Consider the following 25,252-nt stretch of genomic DNA (forward strand, 5'->3'; position numbering starts at 1 on the left):
CGACCGCCCCCCCGCATCCGCCCCCGCCCCCGGCTCGCCCAACCGTGAACCCGCCACGCACCAACCATGAACGGAGATTCCGTGGACACCGACCTCGCCCGCACGTGGGTGCGGGCCATCGCCGCCGCCGTCGACAAGCACAAGGACCACCTCACCCAGCTCGACTCGGCCATCGGCGACGCCGACCACGGCGTCAACATGAAACGCGGCTTCTCCGCCGTCACCACGGCCCTGGCCGACTACGAGCCGGACACCGTCGGGGCCGTGCTGGTCAAGACGGGCACCACACTCATCTCCAGCGTCGGGGGTGCCTCCGGCCCGCTCTACGGCGGCGCGTTCCGCGCCATGGGCAAGGCCCTTGACGCACCCACCGCCGACACGCAGCAGTTCGCCACCGCACTCGCCGCCGGCCTGGAGAGTGTCCAGAAGCTCGGCGCGGCCGCACCCGGCGACAAGACCATGATCGACGCCTACGCTCCCGCACTGGCAGCCTTCCAGCAGCACGCGGGCGCCGGAGCCGACTTCGCCGCCGCGGCCGGGGCCGCCGCCGACGCTGCCGAAGAAGGCATGCGCGCGACCACTCCCATGCAGGCGCGCAAGGGCCGCGCCTCCTACCTCGGCGCCCGCAGCATCGGCCACCAGGACCCAGGGGCCACCTCCACCGCCCTGATCTTCCGCGCACTCGCCGAGACGGTGGTGGCCCGATGACCAACCGCCACACCTACGCCGGGCATACCGCCGCACCCGGCATAGCCCTGGGGTTCCTCCACCGCACCGACCGCTCGCCCAGCACAACCGCGCTCCCCCACCGCACCGGTGGCGACGCCGCACAGCAGATCACCGACGCCTTCGACGCCGTCGCCGCCCGCCTGCTCGACCTGTCTACATCCCTGCGCGAACGGGGCAACGACGAAGAGGCCGACATCATGGAGGTCAACAGCTACATCGCACAGGACCACGATCTGCGCGAGCAGGCGATCAAGCGAGCGCAGCAAGGGCAGCCGGTACCCGTCGCTGTCCGGCAGTCCATCGACACCTACGCCCGGACCATCGCCAGCCTGGATGACCCCACCCTCGCCGAACGCGCGGCAGACGTACGGCAGGTCGGCCGCCGCGTCCTGGCTCACCTTCACGGCGACACGAGCCCCGCACCCGACCAGCCCCTCGTCCTGGTCGCCCACGAGATCGGCGCGGCGGACCTGCTGGAACCCGGCCAGACAGTGACCGCCGCCATCTCCGTCACCGGCGGCCCCAACTCCCACGCCGCGATCGTCGCCCGCTCACAGGGCATCCCCCTCCTACTGGCCGTCGACCCCGCCCTGCTCGACCTGCCGGACGGGCAGGAAATCCTCCTCGACACCGACCGGGCCACCGCCGTCGCTCACCCCAACGACGACGAACGCACCAGGGCCCTGCACGCGATGGAGACCGCCCGCACCCGCAGGCTCGCCCTCGCCGAAGAGCGCCACCTGCCAGCCCAGACACTCGACGAGCACTGCATAGTTCTGCGGGCCAACGTGGCGACGCCGGCCGAAGCCCGCGCGGCCCTGACCACGGGCGCCGAGGGTGTCGGCCTGCTCCGCACCGAACTGCCCTTCCTCAACCACCCCGCCTGGCCAACCCGCAATCAGCACGCGGCCACCCTCGTCCCCGTCCTGCGCGCGCTCACCGGGCAGGTCGTCACGGCTCGCACTCTCGACTTCGCCGACGACAAACTGCCGCCGTTCCTGTCCCGCGTCCAGGGCGCGCGGATCGGCCGCGGCCTGCCCCTCATGCTCGCCCAACCGGACGCTTTCGGCGATCAGTTCCGCAGCCTGCTCGGCGCGGGAGCCGACACTGACCTGCGCATCATGATCCCCATGGTCGCGAGCATCGACGAATTGCGTGCCTGCCGACGCCTTCTCCAGGCCGCAGCCGACGAAGCCGGTGTCCCGACGCCACCCCTGGGCATCATGGTGGAACTCCCCGAAGCCGTCGCCGCAGCCGACGACCTCGCCCGCGAAGCCGCCTTCCTCTCCATCGGCAGCAACGACCTCACCTGCCAGATCCTGGGCCTGGACCGGCGCGACCCCACCGCCACCCCCGCCATGGCGGCGCACCCCTCCGTCCTCGACGCCATCGCCCAAGTCGTCACCGCCGCCCACCGCCACAACCGCCAGGTATCCGTCTGCGGCGACGCCGCCGCAGACCCCCTCGTTACCCCCCTGCTCATCGGCCTCGGCTGCGACATCCTCTCCGTAGCACCAGCCGCCGTCGACGAAGTACGCGCCCGCATCCGCCGCCTGCGCCATGACACCTGCGCCTCCCTGGCGGCCATCGCCCTCACCCGCGAAACCCCCGAAGAGGTCTGGCGACTCGTCGAGCAGTGCTGCCTGCCGTCGCTGCCCTGACTCGAGCCGCGCACATGGCGCGATCAGTCGAGCATGGGCAGGTCCGACCGGACCGGCCCATCAAAGGACCTGTGTGACGCGCAAGATGACGCCCTGACAAATCCTACTGATACATACCATTTGATGGATTTCTGCTGATGTTCTTATCCAGTCGAGAAGGGGCCTGAACCGTGAAGAAGCTCATCAACTCGCCCGATGAGGTGCTCGCCGACGCTCTCGTCGGCGTGGCCGCAGCGCACCCCTCACTGGTGGTCGACACGTCCGACCGCTACATCGTCCGCGCGGGCGGGCCGACCGCTGGGAAGGTCGGCCTGGTGTCAGGTGGCGGGTCCGGGCACGAGCCGCTGCACGGCGGGTTCGTCGGGTACGGGATGCTGGATGCGGCCTGTCCCGGTGAGGTGTTCACCTCTCCCGTACCGGACCAGATACTCGCCGCCACGCGGGCCGTTGACGGCGGGGCGGGGGTGCTGCACATCGTGAAGAACTACACCGGCGACGTGCTGAACTTCCAGATGGCCGCCGATTTGGCCGCCGACGACGGCGTGCGGGTGGAGGGCGTCGTGGTCAATGACGATGTCGCCGTGGAGAACAGTACGTGGACGGCGGGCCGGCGGGGTACCGGGGCGACCGTGTTCGTGGAGAAGATCGTCGGTGCGGCTGCCGAGCTTGGCGCGGACCTGGCCTCGGCTGCGGCTTGGGGCCGGGAGGTCAACGACCGGTCCCGTTCGTTCGGGGTGGCGCTCACGCCGTGCACGGTGCCCGCGGCGGGCAAGCCCGGTTTCGAGCTGGGCGAGGACGAGATCGAGCTGGGCGTCGGCATCCACGGCGAGCCCGGTCGCGCCCGCAGCAGGCTCGTCTCCGCCAAGGAGATCGTCGCTGTCGCGTTGGACGCCATCCACGCCGACATGCCGCTCTCAGGCGAAGTGCTCGTGATGGTCAACGGCCTGGGTGGCACCCCGCTTCTTGAGCTGTACGTGGTGTATGCCGCGGTTGCCGAGTGGCTCGCCGACCATGGCGTGTGGATCACCCGCAACCTGGTCGGCAACTACATCACCAGCCTGGACATGGCCGGTTGCACGATCACGGTGTGCCGGCTCACGCCGCAGCTCACCTATCTGTGGGATGCCCCCGTAGAGACCCCCGCACTGCGCTGGGGACGCTGAACGGCCTCGGACACCACGACGGACACCACGAGGGAGAAGGACGACAATGGACGCGAGCATGTTCCGGGCCTGGATCCACGAGGCGGCCCGACTGGTGGTCGATAACACCGATCATCTGACCCGCCTCGACTCCGCTGTCGGCGACGCCGACCACGGCATCAACATGCGCCGTGGCCTGCAGGCGGCGGTGGCCATGCTGGACGAAACCAACCCGTCCACCCCCGGAGCGGTGCTCGCCACCGTCGGCCGGGCACTGATCAGCAAGACCGGCGGCGCCTCGGGACCGCTGTACGGCACCGGTTTCCGGCAGGCCGCGGGGACCCTGGGCGAGGAACCCGACGTGTCTGCGGCACAACTCGGGGCGGCGTTGGCAGCTGCCCTCACCGGCATCCAGCGGATCGGCGCGGCACTCGAGGGCGACAAGACGATGATCGACGCCCTCGGCCCGGCCGTGACCGCCTACCAGGCCGTCATCGACACCGGCGGCGACCTGAGCAACGCCACCCGCGCGGCATACGACGCCGCCGTGCGGGGCCTGAAGCAGACCGTCGCCATGCAGGCCCGGAAGGGCCGCGCGAGCTATCTCGGCGCCCGCACCATCGGTCACGAGGACCCCGGCGCGGCGTCGACCGTGCTCATTCTGTCCGCCCTTGCGACTGTCACCGCGGCAAGCAAGCGGCCAGGCGCAGGGACGGCGTCATGAACGTGGTGTCCGACCGGTGGGCCGACACGAGAGCGTCTCCCGGCACGGCCCTCGCGGCGTCGTGGCGGGTCGAGCGACCGTGACCCGCTGGTATCTGGTCCTCGACCGCCTACCCCCCGCTCGTACCTGGCTATGAGGACACGCCGCAGCAACTCGGGATCGGTCGGTCAGGCGCTGGGCCGGCGCGGACAGCAACCCCTCTCGCATGTCCGGTTGGCCCACGGCGCCGAAGACGGCCTCGCCACTGGCACGGCCGAACTCGCCGGCGATGCCAGCCTCTAGCCGCTGACAGGCACAGATGACGGACGGCTGGGCACCGATCGCCACAGCCACCGCCACCGAAGGAGTGGTTGCGATCTTGAACAGCTCCGAGACCGACGCGTAGTCAGCTGCACCAGGCACCTGCCAGGGGGTGCACGAGGCCATGGCCTCTTTCAGCGACGTCACGACAAGCGCACTCGCGCGATGAGGGGCGCGTCCGCGATGGGCGCACGAGCCCCTGAATCGCGCACGTTCAATGGCGAGGAGAAGGTGCGAGGGCAGTGCAAACACAATCCACGGCGAATCGCCACGGCACGGAACCGGTGCAGACGCCCCAGGCGAGAGGCAACGGTTCCGACAACGGCGGTACCGAGCCGGGCAATACCGATCCGGGCCCCGCGCGTGCAGGTGGAGGGCGTCGCCCGTACAGGGGCAGCAACCATGCGGAGTTCGCCCCGAGTAACTGGAGTGTGCGTACCCAGCTGGTGGCTGTGGTGCTCATCCCGATCATCGTCACGCTCGTACTCGGCGGTCTGCGGATCGGCTCGGCCGTGCAGAACGCACAGGACGTCAACAACGTCCGCCAGCTCGTTCGTACCCTCGACAAGGGCACGGGGCTGTTGGAGGAGCTTGAGGACGAACGCGATCTCACCGCGCTCTACGTTGCGGCCGGGCGTAGGGGCGACACGAGCCGGCTGGACACTCAGCGCTCCCAGGTCGACGCGGCGCTCGCCCGGGTCCGTACCGAGGTCGCCCATGTCCACCGCGGGACGAACCCCGTCCTGGCCACCCGGCTCGCGGTGCTCAACGCCTCTGGCGGGAAAGTGGCGTCACTGCGCGACACGGCAGCCCGCTCGAAAATGCGCTTGCTGCCCGTGGTCAACGCATACACGGAGTTGATCACCGAGCTCACCGACGCCCTTGACCTTCTCACGCCGGACATCGCCCACCAGACCCTTGCCGTGAGGGCCGGTGCGCTCGAGACCTTCGCACAGGCCACGGAGGCAGCCTCCCGGCAACGCGCGCTGCTCGGCGGGGTGCTGACCCAGGCACACTTCGATTCGAGCGAGGCCCAGGGCCTGACCCTCGCCAGCCGGCAGCAACAGGCGTTGATCGGCGAGTTCCGGTCCGACGCGCCGCCGGCCCAGCGTCAGTTCTACGAGCGCACCGTCACCGAAAGGGACGTCAACAAGGTTGAGATGCTCCAGAAGCAGGTGCTCGCCCGGCATGGCACCAGCCGCCTCCGCCTCGACGCCGGCGAGCGGTTCGACACCATGACGAGCAAGCTCGAGCTGATGCGCCTGGTCGAGAAGCGGCTCGTCGGATCGGTCGAAGACGAGAGCTCGCGCGAGCAGCACCAGGCCGAGCGCTCAGTGTTCATCACCTCGCTCGTCGTGCTGCTGATCCTCCTGCTCACGTTCGGTGTGACGCACGTCGTCATGCAGTCGATTGTCGGCCCGCTGCACACCCTGCGCGCCTCCGCGCTCGATATCACGGAACGCCGCCTGCCCGAGGTGGTCCGGCTGTTGCGGGGCTCCGGCGACACGCAACTGGAGGCCATCAAGGTCGAGCCCGCGGGCATCAACTCGGTCGACGAGATCGGCCGTGTCGCCCAGGCGTTCGACGAAGTCCATCGCGACTCCGTACGGCTGACGTTCGAGCAAGCGCAACTGCGAGGCCGCATCAACGCGATGTTCGTCAACCTCTCGCAGCGCAGCCAGTACCTCGTGGAACGGCAGCTGGAGCTGATCGACCATCTGGAGAACGGCGAGCAGGACCCCGACCTGCTCGCCAGCCTCTTCAAGATCGACCACCTGGCCACCCGCATGCGCCGCAATGGGGAAAACCTACTCGTCCTCGCGGGCGAGGAGGCGGGCCGCCGCTGGAGTGCCCCAGTCCGGCTCGTGGATGTCCTCCGGGCCGCCACCAGTGAGGTCGAGCAGTACCAGCGTGTGCAGCTACGCGGACTGGTGACCGCGGACGTCGACGGCCGGGCAGTGAACGACATCGTTCACCTCATCGCAGAGCTGCTGGAGAACGCGACCACGTTCTCCTCTCCGGACACCGAGGTGCTCGTCAGGAGCCAGCTGCTGTCCGGCGGCGGCGCGACGGTCGAAATCCAGGACAGCGGCATCGGCATGACCGCAAAGGACCTTGAGGAGGCCAACGACAGGCTCCTGAACCCGCCAGTCGTCGACGTCTCGGTGGCGCGGCGCATGGGTGTGTTCGTCGTCGGCCAGCTCTCCGCCCGCCACGGCATACGCGTCCAGCTCCGCAGTTCATCCACTCGCGGCATCACAGCAGTGGTCATGCTGCCCCAGAAGGTGGTCCGGGAACACGGAGATCACATGGATCCTCCCGGACTGTCAGCCAGGTACGACCCGGAAGGACGCCTCACCGGCTGGCGCAACTACGACACAACCGAGCAACTCGACGAGAGCACGCTGACCAAACGCGCGTACCGGACACGCCGTACCGGCACCCGCCTGGCCGGCAAGGAGTAAGGGCTACCGCGACCCTCTCCGCGCCATGGGGCCGTAACGCGGCACCGCGTCCTGGACACGTCCATGTCCGGTGACAGGCTCAACATTGAGGACGGGTTGCTCAACTCGGAGGCATGAAGAACTCCTTGGCCCGGGCGGTCGCGTCGCTGTCGTTCTCCACCTGACCCGGCCGGGTGCCGTTGCCGAGCAGGACGCCGCCGAAGTGCATGCCCATGAAGGCGGCGGTGTTGCGCAGGGTGCCGATGAGTGGCTCGGCCTTGTCGGCCGTGCTCGCGTACGAGGTCACACCCCAAAGCGTGCGCCCGGCCATCCGTGCCCTGAAGTCCGTACCCGGCACGCGCAGCCAGCCCGACCAGTGGTCCAGATAGCGCTTGACCGATGTCGAGACGCTGTACCAGTACAGCGGCGACGCGATGACGAGGTCGGTCGCCTCCAGTGTGGCGTCCAGCAGCGTCGCGGCATGCCCGGTGGGTACGGGGTAACTGCCCTCGCCCTCGTGGCGCAGGTCCTCGAACTCGGGCAGTGGGAGCTCGGACAGCCGCAGCCAGATCTGCTCGGCCCCGGCGGGAAGCTGTTCGGCGGCCAGGCGGGCCAGCGTCTCGGTGTTGCCGCCGTTGCGGCTGCTGCCCAGCAGGAACAGGAACTTCCGGGTCATGACTTTGTGCCCCTCGCGTGTGTACTCCAAAGATGACTGCATGCGTGTGCAGTATATGCACACGCATGCAGTCTGTGGGGGGTGGCGGTCTTGGGACCTCTCAGAAGGTGAGCTTGACGCTGTTGATGTAGCCGGTGTCCTGCGCCGCCCTGTCCTGGACGCGGAGCTTCCAGGCGCCGTTGGCGACCTCGGAGGAGGCGTTGACCGTGTAGGTCGCCTGGACGTTGTCCGCCGAGTCGGAGGAGCTGAACGGCTTCAGGTTGTAGACCGTTCCGTCCGGGGCGACCAGGTCGACGACCAGGTCGCCGCGCCAGGTGTGGATGATGTCCACGCCGACCTTGAGGGTGGCCGGGGCGTTGCCCGTACGGCCCGTGACGTTGACCGTCGAGGTGACAGCAGCGCCGTTGTCCGGGATCGCGACGTCGGCGGTGTTCTCGTACACGTCACCCGGCGGTGTGGTCGTCCCGGCGGACAGTGTCCAGATCGCGTGCGCGATCGCATCGCTGTTGCGGTCGAGCGCGGTGTCGTTGATGTTCGCCGCGGTGTCGCAGGAGGAGTGGTAGCAGCGGTCGAATGCCTGGCCGGCCGTGCCGCCCCACTTCTGGGCCTGGGCCGCCGTCTTGGTGTAGTCGGCGCCGGTGAACAGGCCGCCGACGGGGACGCCCGCGTTCTTGAACGGGGCGTGGTCGGAGCGGCCGTCGCCCTCGGTCTCGATCTCGGTCGGGATGCTGAGCCCCGCGAAGTAGTCCTTGAAGGTCTTCTCGATGGCCGGGTCGTCGTCGTAGACGAAGTAACCGGGGTTCGGTGAGCCGATCATGTCGAAGTTCAGATAGCCCGAGATCTTCGAACGCTCGGCGGCGGGAAGGTTGTTGACGTAGTACTTCGACCCGACCAGACCCAGCTCCTCGGCGCCCCACCAGCCGAACCGCAGATGCTTTTCCGGCTTGAACTGGGCGCGGGAGACGGCCAGCGCGGTCTCCAGGACGGCCGCCGAGCCGGAGCCGTTGTCGTTGATCCCGGCGCCCGCGCCGACGGAGTCGAGGTGCGAGCCGGCCATCAGGGTCTGGTTGGCGTCACCGCCCGGCCAGTCGGCGATCAGGTTGTAGCCGGTCGCGCCGCTCGAGGTGAACTGCTGGAGGGACGTGGTGAATCCGGCCGCGTCCAGCTTGGCCTTCACGTAGTCGATGGACGCCTTGTAGCCGGTCCGGCCGTGCGCGCGGTTGCCGCCGTTGGCGGTGGCTATCGACTGGAGCTGGGTGAGATGCGCCTTGACGTTGGCGAGCGGTATGTCGGGAGCGGCAAGCGCGGGTGCCGGGGCCGCGGGTGCCGCGGGCGCCGCGCCGACGAGCAGTCCGGCGAGGGCGAGTGCGGCGGCCGCGGCCGCGCGTCTGGGGGCAGAAGAGTTCATGTGTGGGGGCTCCGGATTCCGTACGGGGACAGGACGGAACGTGCGAGACGCCCCGGGATGGCGGGTCCCAGGGCGTTGGAGCTGGTGGTGCGCAGTGCGTGTTGAGAGTTCAGCGAGAGTTTGACTAACCGTCAAGGGCGGAAACCGGACAGCCGCGTTCGTATAGCGGACTGGACGGATCGCGGAATGGTCAATGCCGTGGCGCTGTTGGAGCACGAGGTCCGCAGGTCGGGAGCGGATGGCGGTATCGAGCCGCAAGCTGTGGGCATGACCAAGCCCGCGCCGGTGCCCATGCATATGCACGTGGACCCGTTCCCCATCCTGGAGGCCCTGGTCCGGCAGGTTCTGCGCGTCGGTGTGATCGCACTGCTCCTCACCGTGTGCGCGATGGGTCTGCTGGTGGGCGTCCTTGCGCTGGGCACACGGCGGGTTCGCCGCCGTCGGCGAGGGTCCGAGGAGGAGTGCGAGGGGTTGGAGTCCTTCACCTGGAAGGAATCGGAGTAGGAGGATCCGCTGTCCGGCTACTCCACGCAGAACTCATTGCCCTCGGGGTCGGCCATGGTCGACCAGACGCCCACCGGTTCGTCCGCGTGGTACAGAACCCTCGCTCCCAGGCCCTCCAGCCGTGCGACTTCCGCCTCGCGGCGCTCCGGGCCGACGTGCAGGTCGAGATGGAGCCGGTTCTTCGCCGTCTTCCCCGCCGGTACGCGCTGGAAGAGGAGCCTGCGGCCGAGGCCCATCCCGCTGTCCTTGTCGAAGGGGTCGTCCGGATGCCGGACGGCGGCGTAATCGCGCAAGGCGTCCCGGCCGTGTGAACGGACCGTCGAATCGTCCGGCAGTTGACTGTATCCGCGCAGGCGCTTGATAAGGGGGGCTGTGGTCCTCGAGCTCGTAGCCGAGGGCCGCGCGGCCTGCCGCGCAACGCGGGGCTCGGCCGCAGCAGCGCCCACGAGGCCGCGCGTCAGGCGGTCGGTTCAGTCTGTGGCGCGAGAGCCGACGCGGGAGCCGGCGCGAGAGCCGGCGCGGGAGCCGATGACGGAGCGGCTGCGGCCGCCGCGGCCGCGCGCGCCGCAGCCGCGAGGCGCAGCGCTGCCTTCGTACGCCGAGCCGTCCGCAGCGCGTCCCACGTCAGACAGGTCAGCGCCAGCCACACCAGCGCGAAGCCCGCCCACCGCTCCGCGGGCATCGCCTCGTGGAAGTACAGGATCCCCAGCAGGAACTGGAAGACCGGGGCCAGATACTGCAGCAGCCCCAGCGTGGAGAGCGGCACCCGGATCGCCGCCGCGCCGAAGCAGACCAGCGGCGCGGCGGTCACCACGCCGGTCGCGGCCAGCAGCGCCGCATGGCCCGCGCCGTGGGCGCCGAAGGTGGCCGAGCCGTCCGCGCCGAGCCAGAGCAGAAAGCCCAGCGCCGGGAGGAACTGGATCGCGGTCTCCGCGGCCAGCGACTCGAGACCGCCGATGTTGACCTTCTTCTTGACCAGGCCGTACGTGGCGAACGAGAACGCGAGCGTGAGCGAGATCCACGGCGGCTGTCCGTAGCCGATCGCCAGCACCAGCACCGCCGCGCAGCCCGTGGCGACCGCCGCCCACTGCATCGGGCGCAGCCGCTCCTTCAGCAGCAGTACACCCATCGCGATGGTGACCAGCGGGTTGATGAAGTAGCCGAGCGAGGCCTCGACGACATGGCCCGAGTTGACGGCCCAGATGTAGACGCCCCAGTTGACGGTGATGACCGCCGCCGCGACCGTGATGAGCCCCAGTTTCCGGGGCTGCCGTATCAGCTCACGGATCCAGCCCCACCGCTTCAGCGCCAGCAGCGCGATGCCGACGACGACCAGTGACCAGACCATCCGATGGGCGAGGATCTCCGCCGCCCCGGACGGCTTCAGCAGCGGCCAGAAGAGCGGGACCAGGCCCCACATCCCGTAGGCCCCGATCCCGTACAGCAGCCCCGCCCGCTGTTCGCCGTCCGCCTTCACTGGCCCTCCCGCCCTGGGTGCATCACCTCGTCGAAGGTACGCGGCGCGGGGGCAGGCTGTCATGTCCGTATCGCCATACGGTCATGACGGATCTTGGTCCGCCGTACGGTGTCGTCCGGACGGTTCGGACCGTCGCGAGAGCCGCCGTGACCGGGTCGGCAAGCGCGGTCGTGGGACGGCCGGCCGTGCCAGGTCGCCCGTCGTGCGGGCCGGCAGGCCGCGCCCGAGGAGCCGGTCCGCCGGACGGAGCGGCGGACGGAGGAGGTCCTGGTGGCGCGCGCGGCGTACGACGAAGCCCGGACCTCCTGACGGGAGATCCGGGCCTCGGACAGGTGCGTGGTGGTGGGTCAGCCGACGACGGTCCAGGTGTCGTTGCCGGCGAGCAGCGCAGCCAGGTCGCCCTTGCCGTTCTGTTCGATGGCGGTGTCGAGCTGGTCGGACATCATCGTGTCGTAGACCGGCCGGTCCACACTGCGCAGTACCCCGATGGGGGTGTGGTGCAGGGTGTCCGGGTCGGCGAGGCGGGAGAGCGCGAAGGCCGTGGTCGGGCTGGCGCTGTGCGCGTCGTGGACCAGGATCTGCGACTCGTTCTCGGGGGTGACGGCGACGACCTTCAGATCGCCGGTTGCCGCGTCCCTCACGACACCCTTGTTGCCGTCGTTTCCGAAGCGGATCGGAGCCCCGTGCTCGAGGCGGATCACGGCCTCCTCCGCCTGCTGCTTGTCCTTGAGTACCTCGAAGGCGCCGTCGTTGAAGATGTTGCAGTTCTGGTAGATCTCCACCAGCGCCGTGCCCCGGTGGTCGGCGGCCTGGCGCAGCACCTCGGTGAGGTGCTTGCGGTCGGAGTCGACGGTGCGGGCGACGAAGGACGCCTCGGCGCCGATCGCCAGCGACACCGGGTTGAAGGGCGCGTCCAGCGAGCCCATCGGCGTCGACTTGGTGATCTTGCCGACCTCGGAGGTCGGGCTGTACTGGCCCTTGGTGAGTCCGTAGATGCGGTTGTTGAACAGCAGGATCTTGAGATTCACATTGCGGCGCAGCGCATGGATCAGGTGGTTGCCGCCGATGGAGAGGGCGTCGCCGTCGCCGGTGACGACCCAGACCGACAGATCGCGGCGCGAGGAGGCGAGCCCGGTCGCGATGGCGGGAGCACGGCCGTGGATGGAGTGCATCCCGTAGGTGTTCATGTAGTACGGGAAGCGGGAGGAGCAGCCGATTCCGGAGACGAAGACGATGTTCTCCTTCGCCAGGCCGAGCTCGGGCATGAAGCCCTGCACGGCGGCGAGGATCGCGTAGTCACCGCAGCCTGGGCACCAGCGCACTTCCTGGTCGGACTTGAAGTCCTTCATGGACTGCTTGGCGTCGGCCTTGGGCACCAGCGAGAGCGCCTCAGTCATTGATGGCCTCCTTGAGAGCTTCTGCGAGCTGCTCGGCCTTGAACGGCATGCCGTTGACCTGGTTGTAGCTCTTCGCGTCGACCAGATACCTCGCCCGGATCAGGGTGGCGAGCTGGCCGAGGTTCATCTCGGGTACCACTACCTTCTGGTAACGCCCCAGCACCTCCCCGAGATTCCTCGGGAACGGGTTGAGGTGGCGCAGATGGGCCTGCGCGATGGGAAGGCCGGCGGTGCGCAGCCGGCGTACGGCGGCGGTGATCGGACCGTATGTCGAGCCCCAGCCCAGGACCAGTGTGGTCGCGCTGTGCGGGTCGTCGACCGCTACGTCGTCGACCTCGATGCCGTCGATCTTGGCCTGGCGGGTGCGGACCATGAAGTCGTGGTTGGCAGGGTCGTAGGAGATATTGCCGGTGCCGTCCTGCTTCTCGATACCGCCGACGCGGTGCTCGAGTCCTGGCGTCCCCGGAACCGCCCAGGGACGCGCAAGGGTCTGCGGATCACGCTTGTACGGCCAGAACACCTCCGTTCCGTCCGCCAGCTCGTGGTTGGGGCCGGTCGCGAACTGCACGCGCAGATCGGGGAGTTCGTCGATGTCGGGGATACGCCACGGCTCGGAGCCGTTGGCCAGGTAGCCGTCGCTCAGCAGCAGCACCGGGGTGCGGTAGGCGAGCGCGATCCGGGCCGCCTCGAGAGCGGCGTCGAAGCAGTCGCCGGGCGTACGGGGCGCGACGATCGGGACCGGTGCCTCGCCGTTGCGTCCGTACATCGCCTGCAGTAGATCGGCCTGCTCGGTCTTGGTGGGCAGACCGGTCGAGGGGCCGCCGCGCTGGATGTCCACGATCAGCAGCGGCAGCTCCAGGGAGACCGCCAGCCCGATGGTCTCCGACTTGAGCGCGACACCGGGGCCGGAGGTGGTGGTGACGCCGAGCGCGCCGCCGAAGGCCGCGCCCAGCGCCGCGCCGATGCCTGCGATCTCGTCCTCGGCCTGGAAGGTCCGTACGCCGAAATTCTTGTGCTTGGAGAGCTCGTGCAGGATGTCGGAGGCCGGGGTGATGGGGTACGAGCCCAGGTAGAGCGGCAGATCGGCCTGCTTGCTCGCGGCGATCAGCCCGTAGGAGAGGGCCAGGTTGCCGGAGATATTGCGGTAGGTGCCGGTGGGGAACGCCTTGCTCGCGGGCGCGACCTCGTAGGAGACGGCGAAGTCCTCGGTCGTCTCGCCGAAGTTCCAGCCTGCCCGGAACGCCGCGATGTTCGCCTCGGCGATCTGCGGCTTCTTGGCGAACTTGGTGCGCAGGAAGGTCTCGGTGCCCTCGGTCGGCCGGTGGTACATCCAGCTCAGGAGCCCCAGCGCGAACATGTTCTTGGAGCGCTCGGCCTCCTTGCGGGAGAGCCCGTGCTCCTTCAGCGCCTCGACGGTGAGCGTCGTCAGCGGCACCGGGTGGACGCGGTAGGCCTGCAGCGAGCCGTCGTCCAGGGGCGAGGTGTCGTAGCCGACCTTGGCCATCGCCCGCTTGGCGAACTCGTCGGTGTTGACGATGATCTCGCCGCCGCGCGGCACATCGGCGATGTTCGCCTTGAGGGCGGCGGGGTTCATGGCGACCAGCACGTTCGGCGCGTCGCCCGGGGTGAGGATGTCGTGGTCTGCGAAATGCAGCTGGAAGCTGGAGACGCCCGGGAGTGTTCCGGCAGGCGCCCGGATCTCGGCGGGGAAGTTCGGAAGCGTGGAGAGGTCGTTGCCGAACGACGCGGTCTCCGAGGTGAACCTGTCACCCGTGAGCTGCATACCGTCACCGGAGTCACCCGCGAAGCGGATGATCACCCGATCCAGGCGGCGGACTTCCTTCTCGCCGGCGGGTCTGCGCTGCTCCCCGACGAGAGCCTCATCGGCCTCGTCATCGGCCTGCTCGGCTGGGCTACTGACCTGGCTGGTCACTGAACTGGACCTCCCTCGAGGCGGCTGCTCGGGCCCGGCCGGCCCACCGGCCGTCCCAATGCCACCCTACGTCCGTAAGGGTGGCCTTCCCTGGACCGCTCATATGCCGGACGTCTTTTTGAGACGCACTGATGCCCTGGTTTGCCATGCTCCGCTCCGCCCCCCTGGTCCGTGTGTAAAGACGCTCCCTGTTCATTATTTGGTTCTGTGTCTGCCGTTCCACTCGATGTCTGACAGAGTGTCAGTCAATTAGGAGTTGAGGTAGGTCAGCACCGCCAGTACACGCCGATGATCCCCATTACTGGGGGAGAGTCCGAGCTTCAGGAAGATACTGCTGACGTGCTTCTCGACCGCGCCGTCGCTCACCACGAGCTGCTTGGCGACCGCGGAGTTCGTCCGGCCCTCGGCCATGAGACCGAGGACTTCACGCTCGCGCGGCGTGAGCCCGGTGAGCACATCCTGCTTACGACTGCGGCCCAGCAGCTGCGCCACGACCTCGGGGTCCAGCGCGGTGCCGCCCCGCGCCACCCGGACCACGGCGTCCACGAACTCACGGACCTCGGCGACCCGGTCCTTGAGCAGATAGCCCACGCCGCGGCTGCTGCTCGCGAGCAGCTCGGTGGCGTACTGCTCCTCTACGTACTGCGAAAGGACCAGCACCCCGATCCCGGGGTGGTCCTTGCGCAGCCGCACCGCCGCCCGTACGCCCTCATCCGTATGAGTGGGCGGCATCCGCACATCCGCGACCACCACATCCGGCAGCGCGTCCTGCGCGGCCAGGTCACCGACCGTCTTGAGCAGCGCTTCCGCGTCCCCCACGCCGGCCACGACATCGTGCCCGCGGTCGGTCAGCAGCCGGGTCAGGCCCTCCCGAAGCAGCACTGAATCCTCGGCGATGACGACCCGCACTCTGTCCTCCACGACCCTGAAGCCCCCATGTCGATCCGCTTCCCACCCCTGCGCCCTCCAGCATCCCAGTATCCGGACCGGACCGCGCCCAGGCTCGGGGAATCGACGGGATTGGGGGCTTGCTGGGCGTGTCCGGGGGCGTTTTTGTGGGGTGGGTGCGGTTCAGTTTCATGGGGCGGGGGCGGTTCAGCCGCGCCAGGGAAGCTCGGCCGTCACGGTCGTCGGGCCGCCGGCCGGTGAGTCAACGGCCAGGATTCCGTCCACCGCGTCGAGCCGCTCCGCCAGACCCGCGAGGCCGCTGCCGGCCGAGGTGTCCGCGCCGCCCCGGCCGTCGTCCGTGACCTGCAGCATCAGCCGGTCCTGGGAGCGCCAGACATCCACCGTGGCACGGGCTGCCTGCGCATGCTTGCTGACGTTCTGCAGCAGCTCGGACACGGTGAAGTAGGCGATTCCCTCGATGGCGGGAGCCGGCCTGGCGGGCAGCTCCACCTCCACGCTCACCGGGACGGTGCAGCGCGAGGCGACGGAGGAGAGCGCTGCGTCCAGTCCGCGGTCGGTCAGTACGGCGGGATGGATGCCGCGGGCCAGATCGCGCAGCTCCTGGAGCGCCACCTTCACCTCGCCGTGCGCCTCGTCCACCATGCGGGCGGCCGCGTCGGGATCCTCGAGCAGCTTCTCCTTGGCGAGACCGAGGTCCATGGCGAGTGCGACCAGGCGGGCCTGCGCGCCGTCGTGAAGATCGCGTTCGATACGGCGCAGATCGGCGGCCGCCGTGTCGACGACCACGCCGCGGTCCGACTCCAGCTCGACGACGCGCGTGTCGAGCCTGGAGGGCCCGAGGAGCCCGGCGACCATCACTCGGTCCACGGCGGCCAGACCGCGAACCAGCCAGGGGGTCGCGAGGACGAGGACCAGGCCGACCACGGTGATGGCGCCGATCTCGAAGGGTGTGTCGAGGTACAGCTGGTTTCCGTGACTGTCGCCGTAGATCGAGATGCCCGGCTCGTCGAGGTAGCGCGGGAAGACCCACCCCCACAGCGGATACGTCAGCAGAGCCAAGCCGTTGACCCAGAAGACCGTCGCGACGACGAAGGCGAAGATCGCCCACGGGAAGTGCAGCACCGCATAGAGCAGGTGGCGCCAGGACGCCCCGCTCTTGAGGACGGCGCCGACCCAGGACATCAGCCCATGCGTACGGGCGCGCACCGGAGCGGGGTCGCCGACATCGAGGTCCAGCAGGCCCCGGGCCCGGGCCCGCTCCACCGCGCCGAGACCGCGGAGGCCGGCCAGACCGGCGGCCAGCACCGGGATGCCGAGGAAGGTGATGAGCAGCCCGGCGCCGAGCGAAACGGTCGCGATGGCGAAGGTGAAGAACACGATGCTCATCGGGAGGCTCAGCAGCAGATAGCCGAACTCGCGCCAGGTACGGCCCTCCAGCGGCGCGCGCAGCGCCGGAGGGAGGAAGTGGTCCCGGGGCTCCGGTCGGTAATCCGTGGCCATCGAAGTCGTCCGTTCTGCGCTGCGGGCTGTCATGACTCAAGACTGCTGGGGGCGCGGGCCGCACACCATGAGGGCGGTTACCGTCTTGAGGCGGGGGTTTTCCCCACCATGGGGGCGCCTTGTGGCCCTCTTCGGAGTGCGGGGCGCGGGCTGCCGGACGCGTCGGGGCGGGGTGTTAGGGCGCGGGCTGGCGGACATCGCAGCGCGGGCTGCGGCACGCGAGGTGTCAGCGCATGCCGCGCTCGCGCCAGGGCAGCTCCGCCGTGACGACGGTCGGCCCGCCGACCGGCGAGTCCAGAACGAAGAGCCCGTCCACCGCCCCCAGCCGCTCGGCCAGACCCGCCATGCCCGTACCGCCGTCCAGTGACGCACCGCCGCGTCCGTCGTCCTGGACCTGGATCAGCAACCGCTCGTTCGCCCGCCAGACATCCACCGAGACGTTCTTCGCCTCCGCGTGCTTGCTGACGTTCTGGAGCAGCTCGGAGACCGTGAAGTACGCGATGCCCTCGATGGCCTCGGCCGGCCGCTCCGTCAGATCGACCGTCACCTTCACCGGGGCCGTACAGCGTGCGGCGACGGAGGAGAGCGCTGCGTCCAGTCCGCGGTCGGTCAGTACGGCGGGATGGATGCCGCGTGCCAGATCGCGCAGCTCCTGGAGCGCCAGCTTCACTTCGCCGTGCGCCTCGTCGACCATCGCCGCGGCGGCGGCTGTGTCCAGTGCGTCCCCGCTCAGCTTCTCCTTGGCGAGACCGAGCCCCATGGCGAGTGCCACGAGCCGGGCCTGTGCGCCGTCGTGCAGATCGCGTTCGATACGGCGCAGATCCGCCGCGGCCGTGTCGACCACCACGCCACGGTCCGACTCCAACTCGGCGATACGCCGCTCCAGTTCGTCGGAGGGGGAGAGCAGACCGCGGACCATCGCCCGGTCGGCGTTGGTCAGTCCGCGCACGATGAAGGGGAGTATGGGCCAGAGCACGAACAAGCCCACCAGCGTGATCGTGAAGGTCAGCACGCCCCAGGGCAGCCGGATGAAGGAATACAGCACCGACCGCCACGCCACGGGGTCCTTCAGGCCCGCCCACAGCCAGGGGACGATTCCCTCGCGGCGCCGGGATCCGCGCAGCGGGCTCGGCTCGTCCATCCGTACACCGAGCAGCGCGCGGGCCCGGGCCCGCTCCGCCTTGCCGAGCCCGCGCGCGCCCGCGAGTCCCAAGGCGAGGAGCGGCAGACCGATCACCGTCACCGACAGTGCCGCACCGGTGGAAATCATGAACACCACGTAAACAAACCCGGCCAGGGCGATCGGCAGATTGGCGAGGAGATACGCGATCTCCGTCCAGGTGTGGCGGCCGAAGGCGAAGAGCGCGGGTGGCGGCCGGTCGTTGTCGGGAACGGCGATGCTTGCGGTCATGCGCCCACCCTGCCGGGCCGGGTCGCCGCACGCCATGGGGTACATGGGTGGGACGAAGTAGGGATAACCCCACCTGATGCGAGACGTGACTGCTTACCGTCTCTTTAGCAGGGCCTAGACTCGCGTGCGTAGAGATCGTCGAATAGATCGTCGAATAGATCACCTAGATCATCAACGAGCTCAGGGAGCGAGGGGCGGACGTGCCGGAACCGACCGTGGCCGTGCTCGCGGCGGACCACTTCGCCAGCTATTTCGAGAGCTATTCGGTCGTCGGACTGCTCGCGCTGATCGGCGTGCTGTTCGTCGCCGTGGCCTTCGGGGCGGGGCGGCTGCTGCGGCCCGTGGTACCCACGCCGGAGAAGCTGCTGACGTACGAATGCGGAGTGGACCCGGTGGGTGAGGGCTGGGCACACACCCAGGTCCGCTACTACGTCTATGCCTTTCTGTACGTGATCTTCGCCGTCGACTCGATCTTCCTCTTCCCCTGGGCGACGATCTTCGCCGCCGCCGGATACGGCGCGACGACGCTCGTGGAGATGTTCATCTTCCTCGGCTTCCTGGCCGTGGGTCTGCTTTACGCATGGAAGAAGGGCGTCCTGACATGGACGTGACCCCGGAGATCCCCTCGACCACGGAGATCCCCTCCACCTCGACCACGAAGACCCCGCAACTCCTGCCGGAGCCGAAGCGCCTGGGCGTCCTCTCGCGCCTCGCCCCGGAACCGATGAAGGTGGTCCTCAACTGGGGTCGCCGCTACAGCCTGTGGGTCTTCAACTTCGGGCTCGCCTGCTGTGCGATCGAGTTCATCGCCGCCTCGATGGCGCGCCACGACTTCATCCGGCTCGGCGTGATCCCCTTCGCGCCCGGCCCGCGCCAGGCGGACCTGATGGTCGTCTCGGGCACCGTGACGGACAAGATGGCGCCCGCGGTGAAGCGCCTGTACGAGCAGATGCCCGAGCCCAAGTACGTCATCTCCTTCGGGGCCTGCTCCAACTGCGGCGGCCCGTACTGGGATTCGTACTCCGTGACCAAGGGCGTCGACCAGATCATTCCGGTCGATGTGTACGTGCCCGGCTGCCCGCCGCGGCCCGAGGCGCTGCTGCAGGGCATCCTGAAGCTGCAGGAGAAGATCGCGCGCGAGTCGCTGAGCGAGCGGTACTCCGCGCGTCCCTCCGCCGCTGCTCTGCAGAGCGGCCTGGTGCGGCCGCCGGCCGCGCCGGCTCCGGCCACGGGCACGGGTCCGGCTCCGGATCCGGCTCCGGGGGAGAGTGCCGAGTGACCGCCACCGCCTACGACCGCCTTCCGGAAGCCGCCGCCGAGATCTTCGGCGAGGAGGCCACCGCCGAGCGGGCCTACGACCTGCTTACGGTCGACGTCCCCGTCGGCTCCTGGATCGCCGCGCTCGAGATCGCGCGCGACAAGCTGGGCTGCACCTATTTCGACTGGCTGAGCGCGGTCGACGAACCGGGCACGGGCTTCCGGGTCTGCGCGCACGTCGTGTCCCTCGAGGGCCGGAGCGTGCGCCGCCTGCTGGTGCGCACCACGGTCCCGCACGAGGCACCCGAACTCCCGTCCGCCGTCGAGATCTACGCGGGCGCCGCCTGGCACGAGCGTGAGACGCACGAGATGTTCGGCGTCTCCTTCACCGATCACCCGCACCTCGTCCCGCTGCTTCTGCCGGACGGCTTCGAGGGCCACCCGCTGCGCAAGGACTTCGTCCTGGCGGCCCGGGTCGTGAAGGCGTGGCCGGGTGCGAAGGAGCCGGGGGAGTCGGAGCACGGCGGCCCCAAGCGCCGCCAGATGCTCCCGCCCGGCGTCCCGGACCCGAACGAATGGGGCCCCCTCAAGGGCCAGCTCCCGCCGGCCCCCGCCCGCCCGGCGAGGGCGGGGCGCACGGCCGGCGCCACCGGCGACCGCCCGCCGCGTCGTGCCCGGAGCGTCTCGGAGGGCTCGGCGTCCCAGGCACCGGAGGCGACGCCGACGACTCCCGAGGCTCCGGCCGCTCCGGCCACGCCGCGTCGTGCCCGGAGCGTGTCGGAGGGCTCGGCGGCGCAGCGGACAGAGACGACGGAGGGCTCAGAGTCGACGGAGGGCAAGCCCGCGACGCCCGCGACGCCCAGTGAGCCCGAGGCGCATTCGCAGGACTCGGCGAAGGGGACCGGCGGTTCGGAAGCCCCCTGGCACAAGCCGCGCCCCGCCTTCGACGACGCAGCCGCACCTGAAGCTCCGGCATCTGGGACTCCGGCACCTGAGGCTCCCGCATCTGGGACTCCGGCACCTGAGACTCCCGCATCTGGGACTCCGGCACCTGAGACTCCCGCAGCTGGGACTCCCGCGGCAGAGGGCCCGGCACCTGAGGCGCCCGCAGCTGCCGAAGACCCCGCCCCCACCGGGCCCGCCCCGGACGGACCCACCCCGCCCGAGACCGACGAATCCGCACCCGGCTCGGCCGAACGCCCCGGAGGAGACGCGTGAACGACGCTCTCGACGTCGCCAGCCGGCTGGTCATCATCTTCGCCGTGTTCCTCGTCCTTCCCCTCGTCATCGGGCAGACCGAGCACAAGGTGATGGCCCATATGCAGGGCCGCCTCGGCCCCATGTACGCGGGCGGTTTCCACGGCTGGGCCCAGCTTGTCGCTGACGGTGTGAAGTTCGCGCAGAAGGAGGACGTGGTCCCGGCCAACGCCGACCGCCGTATCTTCCAGCTCGCCCCCGCAGTCGCCCTCCTTCCGTACCTCCTTGTTCTGGTCGCGATCCCGATCGGCCCCGGGGAGAGCGCGGTCGGGATGGTCGTCGACGCGGGCATCTTCTTCGTGCTCGCCGTGATGGGTGTCGGCGTGCTCGGCTCGCTGATGGCGGGCTGGGCATCGGCCAACAAGTTCTCCCTCCTGGGCGGTCTCCGTACCGCCGCACAACTGCTGGCGTACGAGTTGCCGATGCTGCTGACCGCCGCCTCCGTCGCCATGGCGGCCGGCACCGTCTCGCTGCCCGGCATCCTGAACGCCTTCGAGTGGTGGTGGCTGCCCTGGCAGATCGTGGGCGCCATGGTCTTCTTCGTCGCGGGCCTCGCCGAACTCCAGCGCCCACCGTTCGACATGCCGGTCGCCGATTCCGAGATCATTTTCGGTGCGTACACCGAGTACACCGGCCTTCGTTTCGCGCTTTTCCTGCTCGCCGAGTACGCGGGCATCGTCGTCCTGTGCGCTCTGACCACCGTCCTTTTCCTGGGTGGCTGGCACGGCCCGTTCGGGGCCGACGGCCTCGGCTGGGTCTGGACCCTGCTCAAGACGGCCGTGCTCGCCTTCGTCGTCATCTGGCTGCGCGTGACCTATCCACGGATGCGCGAGGACCAGCTGCAAAAACTCGCCTGGACCACGCTCGTCCCGCTCGCCCTCGCCCAGATCGCCCTCACCGGCATCGTGAAGGTGGTGATCCAGTAATGCCTCCGATCCCCGGATCCGGCCTCGCGAAGGGCCTCGCCGTCACCCTGCGGACGATGACGAAGAAGACCGTCACCGCGCAGTACCCGGACGTCCAGCCCGAACTCCCGCCCCGCAGCCGCGGCGTGATCGCTCTCTTCGACGAGAACTGCACGGTCTGCATGCTCTGCGCCCGTGAGTGCCCCGACTGGTGCATCTACATCGACTCCCACAAGGAGACGGTCCCGGCCGCGGCCCCCGGCGGCCGCGAGCGCAGCCGCAATGTCCTCGACCGGTTCGCCATCGACTTCGCGCTCTGTATGTACTGCGGTATCTGCATCGAGGTCTGTCCGTTCGACGCGCTGTTCTGGTCACCGGAATTCGAGTACGCGGAGACGGACATCCGCGAGCTCACCCATGAACGCGACAAGCTCCGCGAGTGGATGTGGACGGTACCCGCGCCGCCCGCGCTCGATCCTGCCGCCGAGGAGCCGAAGGAGATCGGCGCCGCCCGCAAGGCGGCCGAGAAGCTCGCGGCAGCGCAGGCGGAGGCGGAGGCAACCACCGAGGCACCGGCCGACGGCACCGCCACCCGAGCCGACGGCACCACCCGGGCCGGGAGCACGCCACCGTCCGACGGCAGCCCACCGGCCACGCCGCCCGCGGGCGAGGGAGGCCCGGCATGATGCTCGCCGCAGCCGCAACCCACGGCTTCCTCTCCCCGACGGGCGTCGAGATCGCCTTCGTCCTCGTCGGCCTCGCCACACTCGGCGCGGCCGTCATAACCGTCAGGACCACGCAGCTGGTGCACGCGGCCCTCTGGCTGGTCGTGGCGCTCGGTGGCCTCGCCGTCGAGTACCTGCTGCTGACGGCGGAGTTCATCGCCTGGGTGCAAGTCCTGATCTACGTCGGTTCCGTGGTCGTCCTCCTTCTCTTCGGGCTGATGCTCACCAAGGCCCCCATCGGCCGCTCCCCGGACGCCGACTCCGGCAACCGCTGGGTCGCCCTCGCCGTGGCCGTTGCCGCCGGGGGCTCCCTGGTCTGGGTGGTCGTGGACGCGTTCCGTACGACCTGGATCGACCTGGACGGTCCGGCCCAGGGCTCCACCCGGGTGTCCGGCGAGATCCTTTTCCGGCACTGGGTGCTGCCTTTCGAGGCGCTCTCCGTACTGCTGCTCGCCGCCCTCGTCGGCGCGATTGTCCTGTCCCGCAAGGACGCCAAGGATCCCGAGGGGAAGAGCTGATGCACCTCGCCTATCCCGCCGTGCTCGCCGTCCTCCTTTTCAGCGTCGGGCTGTTCGGAGTACTCGCACGCCGCAACGCGATCCTCGTGCTGATGTCCGTCGAGCTGATGCTCAACGCCGTCAACCTCAACCTCGTCGCCTTCGACGTCTGGCTGCGCGACACCCTGCACGCCGGCCAGGCGCTCACCCTCTTCACCATCGCCATCGCCGCCGCGGAGATCGGCATCGGCCTGGCGATCGTCCTGTCGGTCTACCGCAACCGCGGAACCTCGGACGTCGACAGACTCCGCGACACGGTCGAGGGCCCGGACGACACTCCCGACGCTGCCGACGCGACTGCCCTGGCGAACAAGGCGGAGGCCGCCGCGTGACCACCACGACCCTCGCTGTCCTCGTCCCCCTCCTTCCCTTCCTGGGTGCCGCGGCCGGCCTGTTGCTCGGCCGCACCGCCCCCGGTTTCGTGCGGCCCCTGGCCGTCCTGCCGACCCTTGCCGCGGCCGCCATCGCCGTCGTCGTGGCGATCCGCCAGGGCGGGGGGAAGGCGATCGAGGCCTCCACTCAGCTCACCCCCACCGGGTCGGTCCCTATCGACCTCGCCCTGTACCTCGACGGATTCGCGGTCCTCGTAGCCGTGCTGGTCGGGGTGGTCGCGTCCTGTGTGCAGATCTACTCGACGGGCTATCTCCGCGACGACCCGCGCTACCCCTCCTACGCGGCCCTCGTCTCCCTCTTCACCTCCGCGATGCTGCTCGTCGTCTACTCCGGCGACCTGATGGTCCTCCTGGTCGGCTGGGAGATCATGGGCATCTGCTCGTACTTCCTCGTCGGCCACTACTGGGAGACGGCCGAGGCGCGCGCCGCCTCCCTCAAGGCCTTCCTGGTAACCAAACTCGGCGATGTCCCCTTTCTGATCGGTCTGTTCGCGCTCGCTGCCGACGCCGGCACGTTCCGGATCACCGGGATCCTCGGCTCGGTCGCGGCCGGTGGCATCCAGCACCCCACCCTCGTCGCGCTGCTGCTCCTCGCGGGTGTGGCGGGCAAGTCGGCGCAGTTCCCGCTGCACACCTGGCTGCCCGACGCGATGGCGGGCCCCACCCCCGTCTCCGCGCTGATCCACGCCGCGACGATGGTCGCGGCCGGTATCTACTTTGTTGCCCGTCTCCTTCCTGTCTTCGCCGCTTCCGCGGCGGCCCTCATCGTCCTCGCCGTGATGGCCGCGATCACCATGGTCGGCTCGGGGCTGGCGGCCCTCGCCCAGGACGACATCAAGCGCGTCCTCGCCTACTCGACGATCGGCCAGCTCGGCTATATGTCGGGTGCCCTGGCCGTCGGTGACCGTGGTGCCGCCGTCTTCCACCTCATGTCACACGGAGCGTTCAAGGCACTGCTCTTCCTTGCCGCCGGCGTGATCATCCACGCCTCCGGCACCAACTCGCTCGCCACCATGTCCCGGATGAGCGGCCTCGCGAAGCGCGTTCCCGACGCCTACTGGACGATGACCATCGCCCTGTTCGCGCTCGCCGCGATCCCTCCCTTCGCCGGCTTCTTCTCCAAGGAAGCCGTCCTCGTGGCCGCCGAGCACGCCGCGCTCGGCGAAACCGACATCGCACCCGGGGCCGCTGGGTGGACAGTGCTCGTCGCCGGTCTGCTGACCGCACTCCTCACCGCCGCGTACGCGACCCGCCTCTGGCTGCTCACCTTCCGCGGCCGAGGAGCCGAGGCCCCCGAACACCGCAGGGAGCCCATCGCCATGAACGCCGTGCTCTGGGTTCTGGCCATCCCCTCACTCGGCTTCGGGCTGACCCTGGCCTACATCGACGACTGGTTCGACGGCCGCGGTCTCACCCCGACCGTCACCACCGCCGTACTCGGCACCGGTATCGCCCTCGTCGGCGGACTCATCACCTACGGCACCTGGCGCGCCCTGCAGTTCCGGCAGGGCCCCGCTCCCACGCCCCTGGGTGCCGTCGCCGCCCACCCGGACGCCGCGCCGTCGGTTTCCGAGGCCGAAGCCATCGCCGCCCACACCGCCGCCTTCGGTGATGCCGCGGCCGCCCCCGATCCGAGCGACCCCGGCCGCCTCCTGCTCGGCCCGCTCCACCGCCACGCCGCAGTCGGCTTCCACCTCGACGCCGTCTACTCCGCTCTGTTCGTACGCCCCGTCCTGGCCGCTGCCCAACTGGTCCGCTTCCTCGACCGCGAGGTCGTCGAGACATACGTACGCGGCTCGGGTACCGGCGCGGGCTGGCTCGGCGCCGCCGTGCGCCGAGCCCAGACCGGAAATGTGCAGACCTACCTCGGCGCGCTGCTTGCCGGTTCCGTCGCCCTGGCGATCGCCGCCGTCGTCCTTGCCAACGTCAACGCCGGATCGTGAG

At 69.5% G+C, this 25,252-nt stretch carries 22 protein-coding genes and 1 pseudogene; 14 read left to right on the forward strand and 9 right to left on the reverse strand.

Going from position 1 to position 25,252, the window contains the following annotated elements; translation table 11 throughout:
- Positions 1-66 precede the first annotated feature (66 nt).
- The 5 genes from dhaL (OG966_RS23980) to OG966_RS24000 all read left to right on the forward strand — a co-directional run bounded on the left by dhaL (OG966_RS23980) (position 67) and on the right by OG966_RS24000 (position 7,021).
- The gene (gene dhaL / locus OG966_RS23980) at positions 67-708 is read left to right on the forward strand and encodes a dihydroxyacetone kinase subunit DhaL (protein ID WP_326651869.1); all 642 of its coding nucleotides are present in this window, start codon (positions 67-69) and stop codon (positions 706-708) included.
- Complete coding sequence (locus tag OG966_RS23985) at positions 705-2,390, forward strand: phosphoenolpyruvate--protein phosphotransferase (RefSeq protein ID WP_326651871.1); 1,686 nt, start codon at positions 705-707, stop codon at positions 2,388-2,390. The genes dhaL (OG966_RS23980) and OG966_RS23985 overlap by 4 nt, the downstream gene beginning before the upstream one ends.
- Before the next feature lie 170 nt (positions 2,391-2,560).
- Entirely contained in the window at positions 2,561-3,553 is a 993-nt protein-coding gene (gene dhaK / locus OG966_RS23990; protein WP_326651873.1) for a dihydroxyacetone kinase subunit DhaK, read from the forward strand.
- Between the two features lie 46 nt (positions 3,554-3,599).
- Positions 3,600-4,256: a dihydroxyacetone kinase subunit DhaL gene (gene dhaL, locus OG966_RS23995; protein WP_326651875.1), complete on the forward strand. Its 657-nt coding sequence runs from the start codon at positions 3,600-3,602 to the stop codon at positions 4,254-4,256.
- 731 nt (positions 4,257-4,987) lie between these two features.
- The gene (locus OG966_RS24000) at positions 4,988-7,021 is read left to right on the forward strand and encodes a sensor histidine kinase (protein WP_326651877.1); all 2,034 of its coding nucleotides are present in this window, start codon (positions 4,988-4,990) and stop codon (positions 7,019-7,021) included.
- A 100-nt stretch (positions 7,022-7,121) separates the two neighbouring features.
- Here the strand turns inward: OG966_RS24000 and OG966_RS24005 are convergent, their stop codons facing one another.
- Together OG966_RS24005 and OG966_RS24010 are read right to left on the reverse strand one after the other, a co-directional pair.
- Positions 7,122-7,676: a flavodoxin family protein gene (locus OG966_RS24005; protein WP_326655343.1), complete on the reverse strand. Its 555-nt coding sequence runs from the start codon at positions 7,674-7,676 to the stop codon at positions 7,122-7,124.
- Between the two features lie 100 nt (positions 7,677-7,776).
- Positions 7,777-9,084, reverse strand: a complete 1,308-nt coding sequence (locus tag OG966_RS24010) for a M28 family metallopeptidase (RefSeq protein ID WP_326651879.1) — start codon at positions 9,082-9,084, stop codon at positions 7,777-7,779.
- Between the two features lie 186 nt (positions 9,085-9,270).
- Between OG966_RS24010 and OG966_RS24015 the strand changes: the two genes are divergently transcribed.
- Positions 9,271-9,588 (forward strand): hypothetical protein, encoded by a 318-nt coding sequence (locus OG966_RS24015; RefSeq protein WP_326651881.1) that lies wholly within the window; start codon positions 9,271-9,273, stop codon positions 9,586-9,588.
- 17 nt (positions 9,589-9,605) lie between these two features.
- Here OG966_RS24015 and OG966_RS24020 read toward each other — a convergent pair.
- From OG966_RS24020 to OG966_RS24050, 7 genes and pseudogenes are all read right to left on the reverse strand, one after another.
- Positions 9,606-10,062: pseudogene (locus tag OG966_RS24020) on the reverse strand (VOC family protein).
- Complete coding sequence (rarD, locus tag OG966_RS24025) at positions 10,046-11,065, reverse strand: EamA family transporter RarD (protein WP_326651883.1); 1,020 nt, start codon at positions 11,063-11,065, stop codon at positions 10,046-10,048. Before rarD ends, OG966_RS24020 begins: the two are co-directional and overlap by 17 nt.
- Positions 11,066-11,412: 347 nt before the next feature.
- Positions 11,413-12,462, reverse strand: a complete 1,050-nt coding sequence (locus tag OG966_RS24030; protein ID WP_326651885.1) for a 2-oxoacid:ferredoxin oxidoreductase subunit beta — start codon at positions 12,460-12,462, stop codon at positions 11,413-11,415.
- On the reverse strand, positions 12,455-14,395 hold the full coding sequence (locus OG966_RS24035) for a 2-oxoacid:acceptor oxidoreductase subunit alpha (protein ID WP_326651887.1): 1,941 nt from the start codon (positions 14,393-14,395) through the stop codon (positions 12,455-12,457). Before OG966_RS24035 ends, OG966_RS24030 begins: the two co-directional genes overlap by 8 nt.
- A gap of 249 nt (positions 14,396-14,644) precedes the next feature.
- Positions 14,645-15,304, reverse strand: coding sequence for a response regulator transcription factor (locus OG966_RS24040; protein WP_326655344.1), 660 nt, complete (start codon positions 15,302-15,304; stop codon positions 14,645-14,647).
- A 186-nt stretch (positions 15,305-15,490) separates the two neighbouring features.
- Positions 15,491-16,804, reverse strand: coding sequence for a sensor histidine kinase (locus OG966_RS24045; RefSeq protein WP_326651891.1), 1,314 nt, complete (start codon positions 16,802-16,804; stop codon positions 15,491-15,493).
- Positions 16,805-17,030: 226 nt separating this feature from the next.
- On the reverse strand, positions 17,031-18,215 hold the full coding sequence (locus OG966_RS24050) for a sensor histidine kinase (protein ID WP_326651893.1): 1,185 nt from the start codon (positions 18,213-18,215) through the stop codon (positions 17,031-17,033).
- A gap of 200 nt (positions 18,216-18,415) precedes the next feature.
- On the opposite strand from OG966_RS24050, the gene OG966_RS24055 reads away from it, so the two are divergent.
- The 8 genes from OG966_RS24055 to OG966_RS24090 are packed head-to-tail and all read left to right on the forward strand — an operon-like array spanning position 18,416 to position 25,251.
- Complete coding sequence (locus OG966_RS24055) at positions 18,416-18,826, forward strand: NADH-quinone oxidoreductase subunit A (RefSeq protein WP_326651895.1); 411 nt, start codon at positions 18,416-18,418, stop codon at positions 18,824-18,826.
- A complete protein-coding gene (locus tag OG966_RS24060; protein ID WP_326651897.1) occupies positions 18,817-19,494 on the forward strand; it encodes an NADH-quinone oxidoreductase subunit B in 678 nt (225 codons plus the stop codon). Before OG966_RS24055 ends, OG966_RS24060 begins: the two co-directional genes overlap by 10 nt.
- Positions 19,491-20,690: an NADH-quinone oxidoreductase subunit C gene (locus OG966_RS24065; RefSeq protein WP_326651899.1), complete on the forward strand. Its 1,200-nt coding sequence runs from the start codon at positions 19,491-19,493 to the stop codon at positions 20,688-20,690. The genes OG966_RS24060 and OG966_RS24065 overlap by 4 nt, the downstream gene beginning before the upstream one ends.
- Positions 20,687-21,655, forward strand: a complete 969-nt coding sequence (locus OG966_RS24070; RefSeq protein WP_326651900.1) for a complex I subunit 1/NuoH family protein — start codon at positions 20,687-20,689, stop codon at positions 21,653-21,655. Before OG966_RS24065 ends, OG966_RS24070 begins: the two co-directional genes overlap by 4 nt.
- A complete protein-coding gene (locus tag OG966_RS24075; protein ID WP_326651901.1) occupies positions 21,655-22,320 on the forward strand; it encodes a NuoI/complex I 23 kDa subunit family protein in 666 nt (221 codons plus the stop codon). The genes OG966_RS24070 and OG966_RS24075 overlap by 1 nt, the downstream gene beginning before the upstream one ends.
- The gene (locus OG966_RS24080; protein ID WP_326651902.1) at positions 22,317-22,877 is read left to right on the forward strand and encodes an NADH-quinone oxidoreductase subunit J family protein; all 561 of its coding nucleotides are present in this window, start codon (positions 22,317-22,319) and stop codon (positions 22,875-22,877) included. Before OG966_RS24075 ends, OG966_RS24080 begins: the two co-directional genes overlap by 4 nt.
- Complete coding sequence (gene nuoK, locus OG966_RS24085) at positions 22,877-23,248, forward strand: NADH-quinone oxidoreductase subunit NuoK (RefSeq protein ID WP_326651903.1); 372 nt, start codon at positions 22,877-22,879, stop codon at positions 23,246-23,248. Before OG966_RS24080 ends, nuoK begins: the two co-directional genes overlap by 1 nt.
- Positions 23,245-25,251, forward strand: a complete 2,007-nt coding sequence (locus tag OG966_RS24090) for an NADH-quinone oxidoreductase subunit 5 family protein (RefSeq protein WP_326651904.1) — start codon at positions 23,245-23,247, stop codon at positions 25,249-25,251. The genes nuoK and OG966_RS24090 overlap by 4 nt, the downstream gene beginning before the upstream one ends.
- Position 25,252: the final 1 nt, after the last annotated feature.

The sequence above is a fragment of the Streptomyces sp. NBC_01750 genome, assembly GCF_035918095.1.
GTDB lineage: Bacteria > Actinomycetota > Actinomycetes > Streptomycetales > Streptomycetaceae > Streptomyces.